Source organism: Megalodesulfovibrio paquesii (assembly GCF_054653055.1).
On sequence record NZ_BAAIGQ010000004.1, the window covers coordinates 460922 to 476587 of the forward strand.

General features: G+C 63.0%; 10 protein-coding genes. 6 read left to right on the forward strand and 4 right to left on the reverse strand.

The window, feature by feature from the left end:
- Position 1 precedes the first annotated feature (1 nt).
- Together ACYQ00_RS04750 and ACYQ00_RS04755 are read left to right on the forward strand one after the other, a co-directional pair.
- The gene (locus ACYQ00_RS04750; RefSeq protein WP_460031018.1) at positions 2–1402 is read left to right on the forward strand and encodes a sigma-54-dependent transcriptional regulator; all 1401 of its coding nucleotides are present in this window, start codon (positions 2–4) and stop codon (positions 1400–1402) included.
- A gap of 127 nt (positions 1403–1529) precedes the next feature.
- Complete coding sequence (locus tag ACYQ00_RS04755; RefSeq protein WP_460031019.1) at positions 1530–1994, forward strand: rhodanese-related (seleno)protein; 465 nt, start codon at positions 1530–1532, stop codon at positions 1992–1994.
- Between the two features lie 37 nt (positions 1995–2031).
- On the opposite strand, the gene ACYQ00_RS04760 is transcribed toward ACYQ00_RS04755, so the two are convergent.
- Positions 2032–4089 carry a protein kinase domain-containing protein gene (locus ACYQ00_RS04760; protein WP_460031020.1) on the reverse strand — a complete coding sequence of 686 codons (2058 nt, stop codon included), beginning with the start codon at positions 4087–4089 and terminating at the stop codon, positions 2032–2034.
- Positions 4090–4481: 392 nt separating this feature from the next.
- On the opposite strand from ACYQ00_RS04760, the gene ACYQ00_RS04765 reads away from it, so the two are divergent.
- Both ACYQ00_RS04765 and ACYQ00_RS04770 read left to right on the forward strand, forming a co-directional pair.
- Positions 4482–5534: an IS5 family transposase gene (locus tag ACYQ00_RS04765; protein WP_460030289.1), complete on the forward strand. Its 1053-nt coding sequence runs from the start codon at positions 4482–4484 to the stop codon at positions 5532–5534.
- A 175-nt stretch (positions 5535–5709) separates the two neighbouring features.
- Complete coding sequence (locus tag ACYQ00_RS04770) at positions 5710–6216, forward strand: hypothetical protein (RefSeq protein WP_460031021.1); 507 nt, start codon at positions 5710–5712, stop codon at positions 6214–6216.
- 30 nt (positions 6217–6246) lie between these two features.
- On the opposite strand, the gene ACYQ00_RS04775 is transcribed toward ACYQ00_RS04770, so the two are convergent.
- Positions 6247–8451 (reverse strand): GAF domain-containing sensor histidine kinase, encoded by a 2205-nt coding sequence (locus tag ACYQ00_RS04775; protein WP_460031022.1) that lies wholly within the window; start codon positions 8449–8451, stop codon positions 6247–6249.
- On the reverse strand, positions 8432–9634 hold the full coding sequence (ercA, locus tag ACYQ00_RS04780) for an alcohol dehydrogenase-like regulatory protein ErcA (protein WP_460031023.1): 1203 nt from the start codon (positions 9632–9634) through the stop codon (positions 8432–8434). The genes ACYQ00_RS04775 and ercA overlap by 20 nt, the downstream gene beginning before the upstream one ends.
- A gap of 304 nt (positions 9635–9938) precedes the next feature.
- Between ercA and ACYQ00_RS04785 the strand changes: the two genes are divergently transcribed.
- Positions 9939–12353, forward strand: coding sequence for a PAS domain S-box protein (locus ACYQ00_RS04785; protein WP_460031024.1), 2415 nt, complete (start codon positions 9939–9941; stop codon positions 12351–12353).
- A 139-nt stretch (positions 12354–12492) separates the two neighbouring features.
- On the opposite strand, the gene ACYQ00_RS04790 is transcribed toward ACYQ00_RS04785, so the two are convergent.
- Positions 12493–13542, reverse strand: coding sequence for a class I fructose-bisphosphate aldolase (locus tag ACYQ00_RS04790; protein ID WP_460031025.1), 1050 nt, complete (start codon positions 13540–13542; stop codon positions 12493–12495).
- Positions 13543–13974: 432 nt separating this feature from the next.
- Between ACYQ00_RS04790 and hmcA the strand changes: the two genes are divergently transcribed.
- Positions 13975–15645 (forward strand): sulfate respiration complex hexadecaheme cytochrome HmcA, encoded by a 1671-nt coding sequence (gene hmcA, locus ACYQ00_RS04795; RefSeq protein WP_460031026.1) that lies wholly within the window; start codon positions 13975–13977, stop codon positions 15643–15645.
- Positions 15646–15666 lie beyond the last annotated feature (21 nt).

Below are 15666 nucleotides of genomic sequence, written 5' to 3' on the forward strand. Positions count from 1 at the left end.
TGTGTCCCAATCGCCCGTATTGCCACGCATTCTCGTGGTGGACGATGATCCCGGCCATCTGGAGTCGCTGGCTCTGCTGCTCAAGGGCTGGGGCTATGCCGTGACCCAGGCCAGCCGGGGCGAGCAGGCCGTGGCCCTGGTGGAGGAAGGCCCCTTTGACGCCGTCCTGATGGACGTACGCATGCCCGGCATGTCCGGGGTGGAGGCCCTCACACGCATCAAGCAGCGCAACCCGGCGGTTCCCGTGCTGATCATGACCGCCTATTCGTCCGTGGATGTGGCGGTGGAGGCGCTCAAGGCCGGCGCGTACGATTATCTGACCAAACCCCTGGATTTCGAGCTGGCTCGGCTGGCCCTGGAACGCGCCCTGGACCACACCCGGCTGAAAGAGGAAAACGCCACCCTGCGCGCCCAGTTGCCCGCAGCCTTTGATCCTGGCCGCATTATCGGCACCAGCCCGGCCCTGCAGGAAGCCTTGGCCATGGCCGCCGTGGCAGCACAAAGCGAAGCCGTGACCCTGGTGACCGGCGAGTCCGGCACGGGCAAGGAGCTCATTGCCCGCGCCGTGCACGCCAACTCTGCCCGGGCGCACAAGCCCCTGATCACCCTGAACTGCGCCGCGCTCACGGCCTCGCTCCTCGAATCCGAACTCTTTGGCCATGAAAAGGGGTCCTTTACCGGGGCGGACAAGCGGCGCGAGGGGCGCATTGTCCAGGCCGACCATGGCACGCTGTTTCTGGATGAAATCGGCGAGCTTGACGCGCTCATTCAGGCGAAATTGCTGCGTATGCTCCAACAGGGCGAAGTCCAGCGAGTGGGCAGCGACGATGTGCTCACCGTGGATGTGCGGGTGATCGCCGCCACCAACCGGGACCTGGAAGCCGAAGTGGCTGCCGGGCGTTTCCGCCAGGATCTGTTCTACCGCCTGAACGTCCTGCATATTCACGTTCCGGCCCTGCGTGAACGCCTGGAGGATATCCCCCTGCTGGCCCAGCATTTTCTGGAGCGATTCGCTTCCAAGTACTCCAAGCCCCTCAAGCGGTTCACCCCCCAGGCCATGGACGCCCTGGTGCGCCATCACTGGCCCGGCAATATCCGGGAATTGGAAAACGCCATCGAACGCGCGGTGTTGCTGGCAGCGGGCGAATACGTGGGCGAGCGAGAACTGCCCCTGGCCTTGCGGCAAGCGTCACCAGCAGCGACTGCCCCTGCGGTGTTGCCAGCAGGGCACCCTGACCCTGCCGCCCCCAGCCTGGCCGGCCGCCCCCTGGACGAGGTGGAAAAGACGGCCATTCTGGAAACCCTGACCCAGACCGGCGGTAACAAAAGCGAGGCCGCCCGCCTGCTGGGCATTTCCCGCGTGACCCTGCACAAAAAGCTGCAGGCGTATGGTGTGGAGTGATTGACAATGCCTGTCCGGAATTTCATTGGATGCAGGGGGTTGTCTCACTTATAGCCTGCGTGGCCATCCTGGCGCGTCAGCCCCCTGTTTCCATTCCATACAATCCCAGCATGAGGAGAAATCATTCATGAATGTTCAGCGCTTGCGCGTCGTATCGCTCCTGATTCTTGCCGCGGGGCTTCTGTTGGTCCTGACAGCCCAGGCCTGGGCCGCGAACAAGGCCGTGGAAGCGCCGGCCGCGGAGATGGTCGGCCGCATGACCATTGAGGATCTGGCCGCGCGGCTCGATGATCCTTCCATCGTCATCCTGGATGCCCGCACCGGCTCCTCCTGGGAACACGAGAAGACCAAGATCAAAGGGGCGCTGCGCAAGGAGCCGCGCAAGGCCACGGAATGGGCCAGGGAGCTTGATCCAGCCAAGCAATACGTGCTCTACTGCACCTGCTATGATGAGGCGACGAGCCTGCGGGTGGGGCAGACCCTCCTGCAGCAGGGCGTCCCCCACGTGTTTGCCCTGGTGGGCGGCTGGGACGCCTGGGTGGATGCCGGCCTGCCCGTGGAACCCAAGACGGCGGGAGATGCCGCGCAATAAGCGCGTCACGTATTGTTCTTCAGCGCAAGGCCTGGGCTCAGACGTCCAATAACGGCTGGTACAGTCCGCTCAGGGAGCGCGGCGGTCTTGTGCCGCCGCCGGTATGCCAGGCCTTGCCCGTGATTTTGCGATAGAGCGCTTCGGCTTCCTCAAAGTCCGGATCAAGCTTCAGGGCGCGGCAGATTTCGTCAAAGGCTTCCTTGTGCCGCCCGTTGTGCGCCAGCGCCTTGGCCAGATTGAAATGCACGCGGGGGTCGTAGGGGGATAGTTCCAGGGCAATGGCATAGGCCAGTTCCGAGGCCGCAAGCTCGCCTGCCCGGCGCAACTGCACCCCCACGGTATTCAGGGGCAGGGGTCTGCGGCTATCGAGGAGGAGCGTGTCCGCCATGGTCGTGGCCACCAGATCCATGCGCTCCAGGCATTGCTGGACCTGATGCGCCTCCTGGGCGCATCCGGCAAAGGCCTGCAGGCGGCCGGCCATCCGGTGCGCTTCGGCCATGGCAATGCGCGCCTCGGCCTCCAGCACGGCGGCCTTGCGGCTCATGGCCCAGGAAAGCCCGGCCTCCTGCAGGCGGCCCTGCAGCATGGCCTTGCAGCCCTGGGCAAAAAGCGTCACGGCTGCGCCTTGCAGCCGTCCCGGGGCCGGGGCGTCTTTTTTCCGTCCGGCAGCATCAGATGCCGGCACCGGCAGCAGGGGCCGCCAGGCTTCCAGCACGGTGTGGGCCGCGGGGCAATCCCCGGCCTGCAACGCCGCGCGGGCCGTGCGAACCAGCTGTGTTTCCGCCGCATGACTGCTGCGATACATCGCAAGTTGCTGCAGCGCCTCGACCATGGCCTGCTCCGACACAGGCCGGATCAGCACCGCGCAGGCGCCCAGACTGGCCGCCTCCAGCTCCTGTTCGCGGGTCAGGGCCGCACTGGCGTACACCAGAGGAGTCTGCTGCAGGCCGACCACGTCGCGCATGCGGCGCAGCAGTTCCAACCCGCTCATGTCTTCCAGAAGCGAATCCACCACACAGCCGTGAAGGGACTCGCGAGACAAGATCTGCAGGGCTTCCTCACCGGTCCGGATCTGCCGCAGCTTCACGGGCAGGCACTGGCGCAAGGCCGCGGCGTCTTCTTCACCGTGCTCTTCCATTGCCGAAACCAGCAACAGCGCCACCGGCTCCTGCACTTCCCGGGCTGGTTCGCCGGAATGCTCCAGGCTGCCGGTGCATTCCCTGGCCATCTGGGCCTCAAAAAGCTGGCGCCAGTCCCGCACACTCCGCACTCGCTGCGCCGCATCCAGGGCCAACCCCTGGCGCAACACCTCGCCCAGGGCCGGCGAGGCGGTGGCGGCCTGTTCCAGCAGTGGCGCCAGCGGATCAGCCTGGTTCAGGGCCAGGGCCTGTTGCCGTGAGGTCGCGCTCGGCAGGGTCTCGCCTGTCAGGCAGCGCAGGGCCACGGCGGCCAGGGCATAGCAATCGGTCCACGGCCCTTGCAGGGTATGATCAGCCTGATATTGCTCCGGCGGGGCGTAGCCTTCGGTCACCAGGGAGGTGAGTCTGCCCCCGCCGCCCAACCGGCGGCAGGCCGCGCCGAAATCGAGCAGCACGGGCTCGCCATTCTGGCGGATATAAATATTGCCGGGTTTGATGTCCCGGTGGAGGACATCCTGATTGTGCAACTGCTCAAGCCCGTCGAGCAGGGGGGTGAGCAGGTCGGTCACCTCCTCCCCGCTGAGGGTGCCCCGGCGACGCAGCAAGGCCTTGAGGCTCTGCCCGCGCTCGTAATCCATGACAAAGCACGCGGTGTTCCCTGCTTCGAAAAAGGACAGGATTCTGACGATATGCGGATGTTTGAACCGGGCCAGGGTCCGGGCCTCCTCCAGAAACGCCTCGCGGCCGGCATGAAAATAGGCTGCTTTTTCCGCACTGGCCGGGAGCACTGCGCCTTGCGCATCGCGGGTGGCAATGTCCCTGGGGTAGTATTCCTTGATCGCAACCTGCGTGTTCAGGCTGGAATCCAGGGCGAGATAGGTGATTCCGAACGCGCCTTTGCCCAGCACGTGTTGGATGATGTACCCGCCCAGCAAGGCGCCCGGTGCAAGCGGCACACAGGCAGGCGCGCCCTCAAGTGGTGGTTCAGCAGGCTTCGCCTGAGGCGAAGTGGTGTTCTCCATCGGCGTGTCCAACGTCTGACTCTCCCCTTGGCCTCGATGCGGCCGCTCCCCGTCAGGCAGGCAGGATAGCATGTTGTGCTGCCCGTACAACAGCCGGGGGAACTGCTTGGACTCTATGGATTTCCCCCTGCCCGCCAGCCAGCCTGCCACACCCGTTGCGCAGCCCATTGCGCAGGCCCGCTGCTTGCGGCTAATCTTCATACATGAGATTTTGCAACTGGTCCACGCCGTGGGTATTTTTTGAGACCTCTGCACGGCCACCGCATATTTTCTCTTCAAATCCAGCATGATATCTGCTATTCTTCCTTCACCCCAAGGAGGATAACATGGCAGAGCGCAGCCCCAAGGCCCCGTTGCTTGGCGATTACTTCATGGCCCGGCGCAAGACCAAGCGCACCTTCCTGGACGACATTGACGCCCTCATCGACTGGCGGCCTATCCGTTCGTTTTTGAACAAGAAACTTACCCGCAAGGCCGACGCCGTGGGCAACCCCGCCTACCCGGCCCTGGCCATGTTCAAGATTCTGCTCCTGCAACGGTGGTACAATCTCAGCGACCCGGCCACCGAGCAGGCCCTCTACGACCGCCTCTCCTTCATCCGCTTCGTTGGTCTGTCCTTCGAGGGTGACGTCCCCGACGAAACCACCATCTGCCGATTTCGCAACGGCCTGATCAAGTTGAATATTCTCGATAAGCTTCTGGATCGCCTCAACGAGCAGCTCGAAGCCAAGGGCCTGCTCGTGCGTGAGGGGACCGTGGTCGACGCCTCGGTGGTCGAATCTGCCCGCCGCCCGCGCAAAATCATCGACATCCTGCCCGAGGATCGCGCGGAGGAGGCCGAACAGCAACCTGCATCCCCTGCGAAATCAGACTGTTCGGTCAAGGTCAGCTTTTCAGACGATGCCGACGCGGCCTGGCTCAAGAAGGGGCGTCGCTGTCATTACGGCTACAAAATCCACGCCGCCACCGATGCTCGCGACGGCTTCTTCCTCGGCGGCCACGCCACCTCGGCCAACCGGTCAGACATGCGCGAGTTCGAAACGCTGCTCGATGAAATCCATGTTATTCCAGGGACCTATGTCTATGGCGACAAGGGGTATTCCAGCGGCGCCAACCGCGACGCGCTGCTGGCCCGCGGCCTCAAGGACGCCACCATGGACAAGGCCACCCGCCACGCGCCGCTCACGGCCTATGAACGATTGCGCAACCGGCTCATCAGCAGCGTGCGCTGCGGCGTGGAGCGGGTGTTCGGGACCTGGAAACGCGGCTACGGCCTGGCCCGGGCGCGCTATCTGGGCCTGAAAAAGGTCTGCGCCGAGCTGTATCTGGTGGGAATGGCCTTCAATTTGAAGAAAGCCGTGCGGTTGATGGGCACTTGAGGGGCTGGTGCGTCCAAAATTTGGAAGGAATGATGAAAATGAGGGAAAAATGATGAAAACGATGACAGATTAGACCAAAATCAGAGGCCGAGAGGGCCATTTCCTCGGCGAAGAGTCGTTCGGGTGGTGTTGTGCAGAGGTCTCTTTTTTGTGATATTGCCATATCGAGGAGACCATGCGCCGCCATCATCCGTCATTCCCTCTCGCGTCTGCCGTCTGTCTGGCTATCCTGCTGTACACCTTCCTCGTTGCGGGTGCCCCTGGCACGGTGTGGGCCCAGGCCGTCCCCGGCGAGGCCACACCAGTGACCCAGGCGCAAAAAGACGCTTTTGTCGCCACGCTCAGACAGGCGGTTCGCAATGGCGACCCCACCCTGCTGGAGCCCCTCATGGGCACCGCGGGCATGAGCATTGCCGATGTGGCGTGGAACCGGCAGGCGCTGCCACCGCTCCTGGCCGCCATGGGGTCCTCGCCGGCGGCCTTGCGCTTTTCGTGGGGGCCGCCTCCAGCGGGCGGCGCCATCTTTCCTGGTCAGGGGCCGCGATTTGGCGCCAGCTGCACCCCGGTGCTGACCCTGCGCGTGACCGTGACCAGCCAGCCCGGCAATGAAACCACGCTGCCACTGTGCCTGGAGGACGGGCAGCTCAAGCGCGTGGGGGTCATCCGCGCCCCGACGCCGTAATGCCGCAGGCAGGAATATGCCCCACCGCCCTTACGAAACGCCTGCAGGCGGCAGGGGCAGTTCAAAGAAAAAAGTGCTGCCCCGGCCGGGAGTGGAACTGACCCAGATGCGGCCATCGTAGTGTTCCACAATGCGTTTGCAGATGGCCAGCCCCAGTCCGGTGCCCTTGGGGGCGTGCAGGGTATCTTCCGCAACCTGATGAAACCGCTCGAACACCCGATCCTGTTCCTGCAGCGGGATCCCCACTCCAGTATCCTTCACCCCCACGCGCAGGGCCGTTGCCCGGGCAGGCGGAGCTCCCTGGGGCATGATTTCCACTTCCACCCGGACCTCGCCCTTGGGTGTGAATTTATAGGCATTGCTCAGCAGATTCACCAGCACCTGCTGGATACGGTCCGGGTCCACTCGCACCAGTGGCAATTCCAAGGGGGCCTGCATGGTCAACACCAGATCCGGATTTTCCTGATACGCCCCGCGCATGAAATTGACCGTATCCACAACCAGCCGTCCCAGATCCACCAGCTGATCCGCCCATTCGGACCGCCCCTCCTCAATTTTGGAGAGATCCAGAAAATCGTTGATCAGCCTGGTCAGCCGTTCGCTTTCATTCAATATGATGTTGATATTGTTTTGCACGGCCTCACTGCGGCGCAGAAAACGGGGGCTGGGGCGGCCGGCTTCTGCGGTCAGCCGGAGGATGTCGCGACGAATGAGCTTGGCAAACCCGTAAATGGAGGTCAGCGGCGTGCGCAGGTCGTGCGAGGCCGTGGTCAGAAACGCGCTTTTGAGCTCGTCGAGCTGCTGCAACCGGTCATTGGCCTCCTGCAGCTGGCGGGTGCGCTGCTGCACGCGGGCCTCCAGCTCGTCATGGGCTCCCTGGAGCGCGAGCTGGGCTTCCTTGAGTTCACTGATGTTGGTGAAGGCTTCCAGCAACACCCGTTGCCCCTCCAGCATCAGCGGCAGGACACTTTTGAGCACTGAAATGGGCCGGCCGCTGCGAGTCAGCAAGTCGCACTCCCGTTGGTCAGCCTCTTTGCCCAGGTCGAAAATCGGGCACTGGTCCTCCTGGTAAATGCAGAGCACCTCCTGGCAGCTGCGGCCCAGCAGGTTGGCTTCCTCCTCGAACTCCAGCATGTTGAGCGCATAGCCATTCACGCGCAGCACCTTGCGCTGCGGGCTCATGAGAATGACGCCCACAGGCAGCTTGTCCAGGATATTGGTCAAATTCTGGCGGGATTCGTTCAACTCCCTGATGGATTGCTCCAAATCCTCATGGAGCATGGCGTTATGCAGCGCACCGGTCATGATATTGGCCGTGGAATGCAGAAACACACTGGCCGGGGTAAAGTCTCGCTGCTCCAGCGAGCCCAGGACCAACACCCCCAGGGTCTCGTGCCCCAGCCGGAGGGGCAGCGTGACCAGGGAGCGGATGCCCAGATGTTTGCACTCACCCCTGGTGCACCGGGGATCGTTATGGGCGTCCGAAACAAACAAGGCTTCCCCGTGCAATGCGGTAAACCCGCACAGGCATTCGGAAAGGATGTGGCTGCCAAAGTGCTGCTTGTCCACGGTGACATCCTTGGTCTCGATGCCCAGAAGCCCCAATGCATCACCCTGCCGCCGAAACACCAGCAACAGATCGGGCTCTACGGTCTGCATGATTTCCCTGAACGCACTTTTAATGACGCTTTCCACGGACAGGGAAGACGCCACGGCCATCCCCATGCGGTGCAGGGCCTGCAGTTCGTGCACCTTGGCGGAAAGCGACTTTTCCATCACCGCCCGCTCCGTAACATCCCGCACCACCACCACGGCGCTGCGCTGGTCTCCATCCGGAGTCAGGCGGATGGTCATCTCCACCAGCGCCCCTTCCAGGCTGCCCTGCGGAGGCTTGAGGGCGCAGACCACGGTGGTGTCCGAAGACATGCCGGAAAACTGGTCGGCCAGCGGGCTATGGCAGGGGTCGGGAAACAACTCCAGAAACGACCGGCCCACCACCTCGTATTCGGCCTGGAGCATTTCCCGCCAGGCCCCCACGGCATCGACAATGCGCAGGGAAGGCGTTTCAACCAGGAAGATGGCATCGCTGGCGGTATCCATCAGAGCCCGGAAGCGTTCCAGTTCGCGCACGCGTTCCTTGAGCTCGGGATAATAGCTTTTGGCGATGGATCGTTCACCCAGGCCGATGAGCTTGTCCCGCAGGGAAGGGGGCGGGCTATTCGAGTCGGGCGGCATGAGCGAAAATGCGGCGCAGGTCCTGCGCGGTTGCAGGGGTTGGGTTGGTCAACAGGCAAGGATCCTGCGCGGCCTTGCCAGCCAGAATATCCAAGGCCTCGGCCGTCACCCCCAGATCGGCCAGGGACTGGGTCACCCCCACGGCCTGTTTCAGCTGCCGCACCGTTGCCACCACCTGTTCGCGTGCCTCGGCCTCCGGGGCGTCCGGGGCGATGGCGGCCCCCAGGGCGTTCCCCACAGCGCGGTAGCGTTCCCGGGCGCCGGAAAAATTGTACTCGATCACGTGGTCCAGCAGCAACGCATTGCACAGCCCGTGGGGCAGGTCCAGGTAGCCGCCCAGGCTATGGGCCATGGCGTGCACCGCGCCAAGGATGGCATTGGAAAAGGCCATGCCCGCCTGCAGGCTGGCCAGCAGCATTTCGGAACGCGCCTCAAGATGCGGGGTGGATGTGGCCGCAGAGGCCACGGCCTCGGGCAGCCAGCGGCCAATACGGCGCATGGCCTCCAGGGCCTGCATGTCCGTCAGGGGCGAACTGGCGTTGGACACATAGGCTTCCACGGCGTGGGTCAGGGCGTCCAGGCCAGTGTAGGCCGTGAGCTCCGGCCCCATGGTGCAGGTGAGCTCCGGGTCCAGCAGGGCGACATCCGGAATCACCGTCTTGCTCACAATGGCGATTTTGGCCCGGTTGGTGGTATCGGTGATGATGGCGAACTGGGAGACCTCCGCCCCGGTCCCGGCGGTGGTGGGCAGGCAGATGAGCGGCGGGCCGGGTTTTTCCACATTATCCACCCCTGCAAAGGACAACACCGGGGCCTGATTGGAGGAAATGATGCCCACGGCCTTGGCCAGATCCATGGGGCTGCCGCCCCCCAGGGCCACAATGCCATCACAGCCTTCCTGCTGGTAGTATTCCGCAGCAGCCATGGCCTGGGTATCTTTGGGGTTGGCAGACACGTCCAGCCAGAGCTTCGGTTCCAGTCCGGCTTCCCGCAGAATAGCCAGCAACCGCTCGACCCAGCTGATCTCCGCCAGGGCCGGGTCGCTGACCACCAGCACACGTCCGGCCCGAAGATTGGCCGCAAACCGCCCGGCCATCTCCAACGCGCCCAGGCCAAACACCATTTCCGGCGCCACAAACTTTCGCCATTGCGAAAACCACGGCACTTCCGGCTGTGTGTCCATGCGCCTCCCCGCTGCTTGCATGTTGCCCCCCACTGCTGAGAGTTGCCAGGTTCAGAATCCTCATGTTCTGCGGCGGCGCTGCGTCATCCCCCCTTGGTATGGCAAGACCAGATGGATTTTCGCCAGTCCTGCCTGAGAGTTCAATTTTCTGATTTATATACTATCCTGTCGGCTTATGCAAGCAAGCGACCGTATTGCGCTGCTGCGTCACCGTTGCGCCCATGGCTCGCACATGGCAATACTTGTAGCCAAAGGCATGGGATGCCATATTGCGCTCGCAGACACTTGCCACATGGGGGGGTTCATGGTCGATCACCCTGCAGCTGATGCCGAGCTGGCGGCCTGTCGGCGCCGCATCGCCGAACTGGAGGCCCGGCTGGCCGAACAGCAGGCCGGGCACGAGCGCATGCTTGCCCGCTATGAGGCGCTCTTTGAGTATGCGCCCATGGGCTACCAGTCGTTGGACGAAGCCGGCAACCTGCTCGAAGTGAACGCGACCTGGCTCGCCACCCTGGGATATTCCGCAGAGGAGGTGCTGGGGCGGAATTTTTCCGAGTTCCTCCACCCGGACTGGAAGGCCCATTTTCAGGAGAATTTCCCCCGCTTCAAGGCCTTGGGGGAGGTGCTTGGTGTTGAGTTCGAAATGCGTTGCAAGGACGGGTCGTATTTACCCGTGGCCTTCAACGGCCGCATTCGCCGCGACGCGACCGGCAATTTTGTCCAGACCCATTGCATTTTTGAAAATCTCTCCCACAGCCGGCATGCGGAAGCAGCCCTGCGCGAAAGCGAGGCCCGGTACCGTCAGGTCGTCAACACCATGCGGGAGACCCTCTCCGTCATCACGCCGGAGGGTGACTTCCTGTTCGTCAATGCCCACGCCGCAGCCAACCTTTCCGGGGGGCTGGGGCCCGACGCCGTACTGGGCCGCAATATCCGGGACTTCACGCCTGCAGCACAGGCTGCCCGGCTGCTGGACTTGTACCGGCAGGTGGTGCAGAGCCAGAGTCCCCATACGGAAGAAGTGCGGGTGGAGGTGGCCGCTGGCGAAAAGTGGTTCCACAACACCATGCTCCCCATTCGATATGGCCGGGAGGGCAGACAGTGCATCCTGTCCATGTCCCTGGACATCACCGCGCGAAAGCAGGCCCAGCAGGAACTGCGGCAGGCGCTGGACCGGTTATCCTTTCATGTGGAAAACTCGCCTCTGGGCGTGGTGGAATGGGAACAGGGGCAGCGCATCACCTTCTGGAGCCCACAGGCTGAGGCAATCTTCGGTTGGACGGCTGCGGAAGTGCTGGAGATGAACTGGGCCGACTTTCCCTTCGTACATCCTGACGACCTCGCTGGTGTGACCGAAACCCTGCGCCGGCTCTTCCAGGGTGAGGAGAGCAGCAACACGCACCACAACCGGAACTTTCGCAAAGACGGCCGGGTGATTCACTGCCAATGGTACAATTCCGTGCTGCGCGATGCCTCGGGCAATGTGGTCTCCCTGCTCTCCCAGGTGGCCGACGTCACCGCCCTGCACGACGCCCTGGACAATCTGGCCCAGGCCCGGGAGCTGGCCGAATCCGCCAGTCGGGCCAAGTCCGCCTTTCTGGCCAACATGAGCCACGAGATCCGCACCCCGCTCAACGGACTCCTGGGCATGCTGCAATTGCTGCAGGTCGAGGCCCTCTCTCCCCTGCAGCACGAATACGTCGATCTGGCCATCACCGCCGGCCGGCGGCTGACCCGCCTCCTGTCCGACATCCTGGACATCTCCAAAATCGAGGCTGGCAAGCTGCCCATCCTGGATGAACCCTTCGACCTGCCCGCGGCCATGGAACAGGTGGCCGAGCTGTTCCTGCCCACGGCCCGCCACAACGGCCTGGCCCTGAACCTGAGCGCCGATCCCGCCTTGCCTCAATGGGTGCGGGGCGATGCCTGCAGGCTGCAGCAGGTGCTCATCAATCTGGTGGGCAATGCCCTCAAGTTCACCATCACCGGGCAGGTGAATATCCATGCCGCCCTGCTGCCCGATACGCCAGACGGCAGGCTTCGGGTACTTTTTTCCGTGGAAGACACGGGCTGTGGCATCCCGGAATCCATCCTCACGCAGCTATTCGAACCTTTTTCCCAGGTGGCGCAAGGGGTTCAGCGTGCGCACCAGGGCGCGGGGCTGGGCCTTTCCATCTGCAAACGCTTGGTGGCGCTCATGGATGGCGATATGGGCGTGGAAAGTACGGTCGGGCAGGGGTCCACCTTTTATTTCTCCGTCTGCCTGGGGCGGGCCACGCCACAACAGGCGCATGTCCCTTTCCTCCCCAACGAGGTGATCTCACGCTGCCGGCGCATCCTGCTGGCCGAGGACGAAGCCGTCAGCCGCATTGCCGCGGCAGGGTTGCTGGAGCGCGAGGGATTTGAGGTGATTGCCGTGGAAAACGGGCGCCAGGCCCTGGACACGCTGCAGCGAGATGCGGTGGACTTGATCCTGATGGACGTGCAAATGCCCGAGATGAACGGCGTGGAAGCCACCCAGGCCATTCGGCGCGGCGCGGCCGGGGCAGGCAACGCCAGCATCCCCATCATCGCCATGACCGCCTACGCCATGCCGGGGGACAGGGAAGCCTTTCTCGCCGCCGGCATGGATGGCTACATTGCCAAGCCAATGGAGCAACAGGCGCTCTTCGACGCCATTGAGGCGGGCCTGACCCGCCGCGCCTTGGGCCGCGGATGATCGCCCCGGATACGGCCGGCGCCAGTCCGTTCGCAGGAACACGCGCACCTGAACCCGGTGCATGGTCTATTGAGGCAAGATGTGGGGAGAAGCCCTTGGCAACAGGCTCCTCCCCGGCCAGGAACGGCAGAATCGCTCGTCACGCCACGGTGATGGTCTTGTCCAGGTACACGTTCTGCACCGCCTGGATGAGGGCCACGCCGTCGCCCATGGGGCGCATGAAGGCCTTGCGGCCCATGATCAGCCCCTGCCCGCCGGCCCGCTTGTTGATGACCGCCGTGCGCACGGCCTCTTCCAGATCGCGCTTGCCTGAGCCGCCGCCCGAATTGATGAGCCCGATACGGCCCATATAGGTGTTGGCCACCTGGTAGCGGCACAGGTCGATGGGGTGATCGGTGCAGAGCTCGGAGTACATCCGGGGATCGGACTTGGCGAACTTCAGGGCCGTGAACCCGCCGTTGTTCTCGGGCAGCTTCTGCTTGACGATGTCGGCCTTGATGGTCGCGGCCAGATGATTGGCCTGGCCCGTGAGGTCCGCGGCCACGTGATAGTCATGCTGCGGCGTGGAGAAGGCGTCGTTGCGGGTGTAGGCCCAGAGGATGGTGGTCATGCCGTAGGCATGGGCTTCCTCAAAGGCGCGGGCAATTTCCTGAATCTGCCTGTTTGAGGTGCCGTGTCCAAAATAGATGGTGGCTCCCACCGCCACGCAACCCATCTCAAAGGCCTGCTTGATGGAGGCAAAGAGAATCTGGTCGTGCTTGTTGGGGTAAGTCATCAACTCATTGTGGTTGATCTTGAGAATAAAAGGGATGCGGTGCGCCCACTTGCGGGCACACATGGCCAGCACGCCCAGGGTGGAGGCCACGCCGGAGCAGCCGGCTTCCGCAGCCAGTTTCACGATGTTTTCCGGATCAAAATAGATGGGGTTGGCAGCAAAGGAGGCCCCGGCCGTGTGCTCGATGGCCTGGTCCACCGGCAGAATGGACAGATAGCCCGAGCCACCCAGCCGGCCTGCGCCATACAGGGCCTGGAGGTTTCGCAATACCGGGATGGGACGATCGGAATCGATGAACATGCGATCCACGAAATCCGGCCCGGGCAGCTGCAGCGCGGACTTTGGTATGGTGTTACAGACGTGGTTCAGGAGCGAGTCAGCCTCGTCTCCGAGCAAAGCGGGAATGTTGGTCATGCGGAATCGCCTCCATGCCTGCGGGGTGAATAAGAGTGCAGCCTGTTCGTAGCACAAATTTTCTCAGGCCTCGACAAAAAAAGCATGACAGCGTGGTGGAAATTACGACGAAACCGCAACGAGGCAGGGTCGTGAATTGACGGACTTATCGATTATTAAATAACTATCCTGCCGCATAATCGGCGCATTTGCAGGAGGTGAATTCGCGCAACTAGGCCATAATCATATCCAATCTGTGCGGGCTTTGTGAGATTTTTCCCTTGACTGGCCAACTGGGAATTCCATAAAACGGGTCATAAAATGCGGACAATCACAGATTGATTTGGTATGGATTTATGGGTGGAAGGTCGGCCTTCCCTCAGTGTGGTGGAGGCGGAGTTGGGTCAATCCAGCGGCAGTGGCGACGTGCAACTCAGGAAGGAATGTGAGGCCATGACGCAACGAAAACGAGCGGCTAGGTGGGTGGGAATCCCGTGTGCGATTCTCTTTTTGACGGTTCCCTTTATTTCGGCGACGGCAAGCACGCCGGTTCCAGCGCTTTCGGCGGAGCCCAAGGTGGATGCCATTGTCATTGATACAGCGGCCGCCCTGGGCGAGCTGGAACAGCCGGGGGTGGTGTTCTATCACACAAAGCACACCGCCGCGCTGGAAAAGATGGCCAAGGACTGCACGTCCTGCCATATGGAGAACGAAGGCAAGCTTTCGTTCAAGTTTGCCCGGCTCAAGGACCCCCAGTCCGTGGGCGCCACGGCCGAGCTGTATCACTCCAGCTGCGTGGCCTGTCATGAAAAGGTGGTTGCCAACTACCCCAACGCCCCCAAGGCCGCTGAATGCAAGCGCTGCCACGTGGGCCCGGCCCAGGAAGGCGCCACCGCCACTCCCAAGCCCTCCCTTGACCTGAATCTGCACGGCCGCCACGTGACGGCCGAGGCCAAGCTGCTCCAGATCCCCCAGGAAGAAAGCTGCAAGGCCTGCCACCACAAGTTTGACGACGCGCAGAAAAAGCTGGTCTACGCCAAGGGCGAGGAAGGCAACTGCGTGTACTGCCACAAGCAGGAACCCATTGAGGTCAGCGGCCGCATGGCTCCCTCCACGCGCGACGCCTCCCATGAGTCCTGCGTGAACTGTCACCTGACCACCCGCAAGTCCCAGCCGGAAAGCGGCCCCGTGCTCTGCGCCGACTGCCACACCGCCGAGGCCCAGGCCAAGTGGAAGAAGACGCCGGAAACGCCCCGCCTCATGCGCGGCCAGTCCGACGCCATTCTGCTGGCTGCCGGCACGGCCACGGCCAATGGCACGCTGGACGTCAACTGGGCTTCGGCCGGCCCCGGCCCCGTGGCCTTTGACCACAAGGCCCATGAAGGCTTTGTGGGCAATTGCGTCACCTGCCACCATCCCACGGACACCGGCGGTTCCCTGGCTGCCTGCGGCGTGGCCTGCCACACCACCACCGGCAGCAAGGATGGCAGCTTCGTCACCACCGCCCAGGCTTCGCATCAGCTGGGAGTGACCTCCTCCTGCGTGGGCTGCCACACCACCCAGGCCAACACCCGCAAGGAATGCGCCGGCTGCCATGCCCCCATGAAGCAGACCGAGCTTTCCCAGAAGTCCTGCGTGCAGTGCCACGAAGCGGGCTTCCCCACCTCCGGCACCCAGCAGCTCGACAAGCAGGAACGTGAAGCCACGGCCGCCAAGATTCTGGCTGCCAAGGATCAGGCTCCCAAAACCGTGCCGCTGGAAAATGTGCCCGAGAAGCTCACCCTGAACTACCTCAATGGCCCGGATGACGAATGGCAGGCCGCGGAATTCCCGCATCGCAAAATCTACCAGAAACTGGTGGAAGAAGCCGCCAAGAGCCCCATGGCCGCCCACTTCCATGCGGATGCGCTGACCATGTGCGCCGGATGCCATCACAACGCCCAGCCCTCGCTGAATCCGCCCAAGTGCGCCTCCTGCCACTCCAAGCCGTTCCAGGAACGCACCGCCAACCAGCCTGGTCTCAAGGGCGCGTTCCATAATCAGTGCATCGGCTGCCACCAGGAGATGCAGGTCAAGCCCAAGGCCACGGACTGCCAGGGTTGTCACAAGCCCAAAAACTCCTAAGCGGCGCATCCCAAAAGAGAG

Bases quoted from the DNA above. Each gene is read 5' to 3' on its own strand.
- ACYQ00_RS04755 (WP_460031019.1), top strand. From the start codon at position 1,530: ATGAATGTTCAGCGCTTGCGCGTCGTATCGCTCCTGATTCTTGCCGCG.
- ACYQ00_RS04765 (WP_460030289.1), top strand. From the start codon at position 4,482: ATGGCAGAGCGCAGCCCCAAGGCCCCGTTGCTTGGCGATTACTTCATG.
- ACYQ00_RS04770 (WP_460031021.1), top strand. From the start codon at position 5,710: ATGCGCCGCCATCATCCGTCATTCCCTCTCGCGTCTGCCGTCTGTCTG.
- ACYQ00_RS04775 (WP_460031022.1), bottom strand. From the start codon at position 8,451: ATGCCGCCCGACTCGAATAGCCCGCCCCCTTCCCTGCGGGACAAGCTC.
- ercA (WP_460031023.1), bottom strand. From the start codon at position 9,634: ATGGACACACAGCCGGAAGTGCCGTGGTTTTCGCAATGGCGAAAGTTT.
- ACYQ00_RS04785 (WP_460031024.1), top strand. From the start codon at position 9,939: ATGGTCGATCACCCTGCAGCTGATGCCGAGCTGGCGGCCTGTCGGCGC.
- ACYQ00_RS04790 (WP_460031025.1), bottom strand. From the start codon at position 13,542: ATGACCAACATTCCCGCTTTGCTCGGAGACGAGGCTGACTCGCTCCTG.
- hmcA (WP_460031026.1), top strand. From the start codon at position 13,975: ATGACGCAACGAAAACGAGCGGCTAGGTGGGTGGGAATCCCGTGTGCG.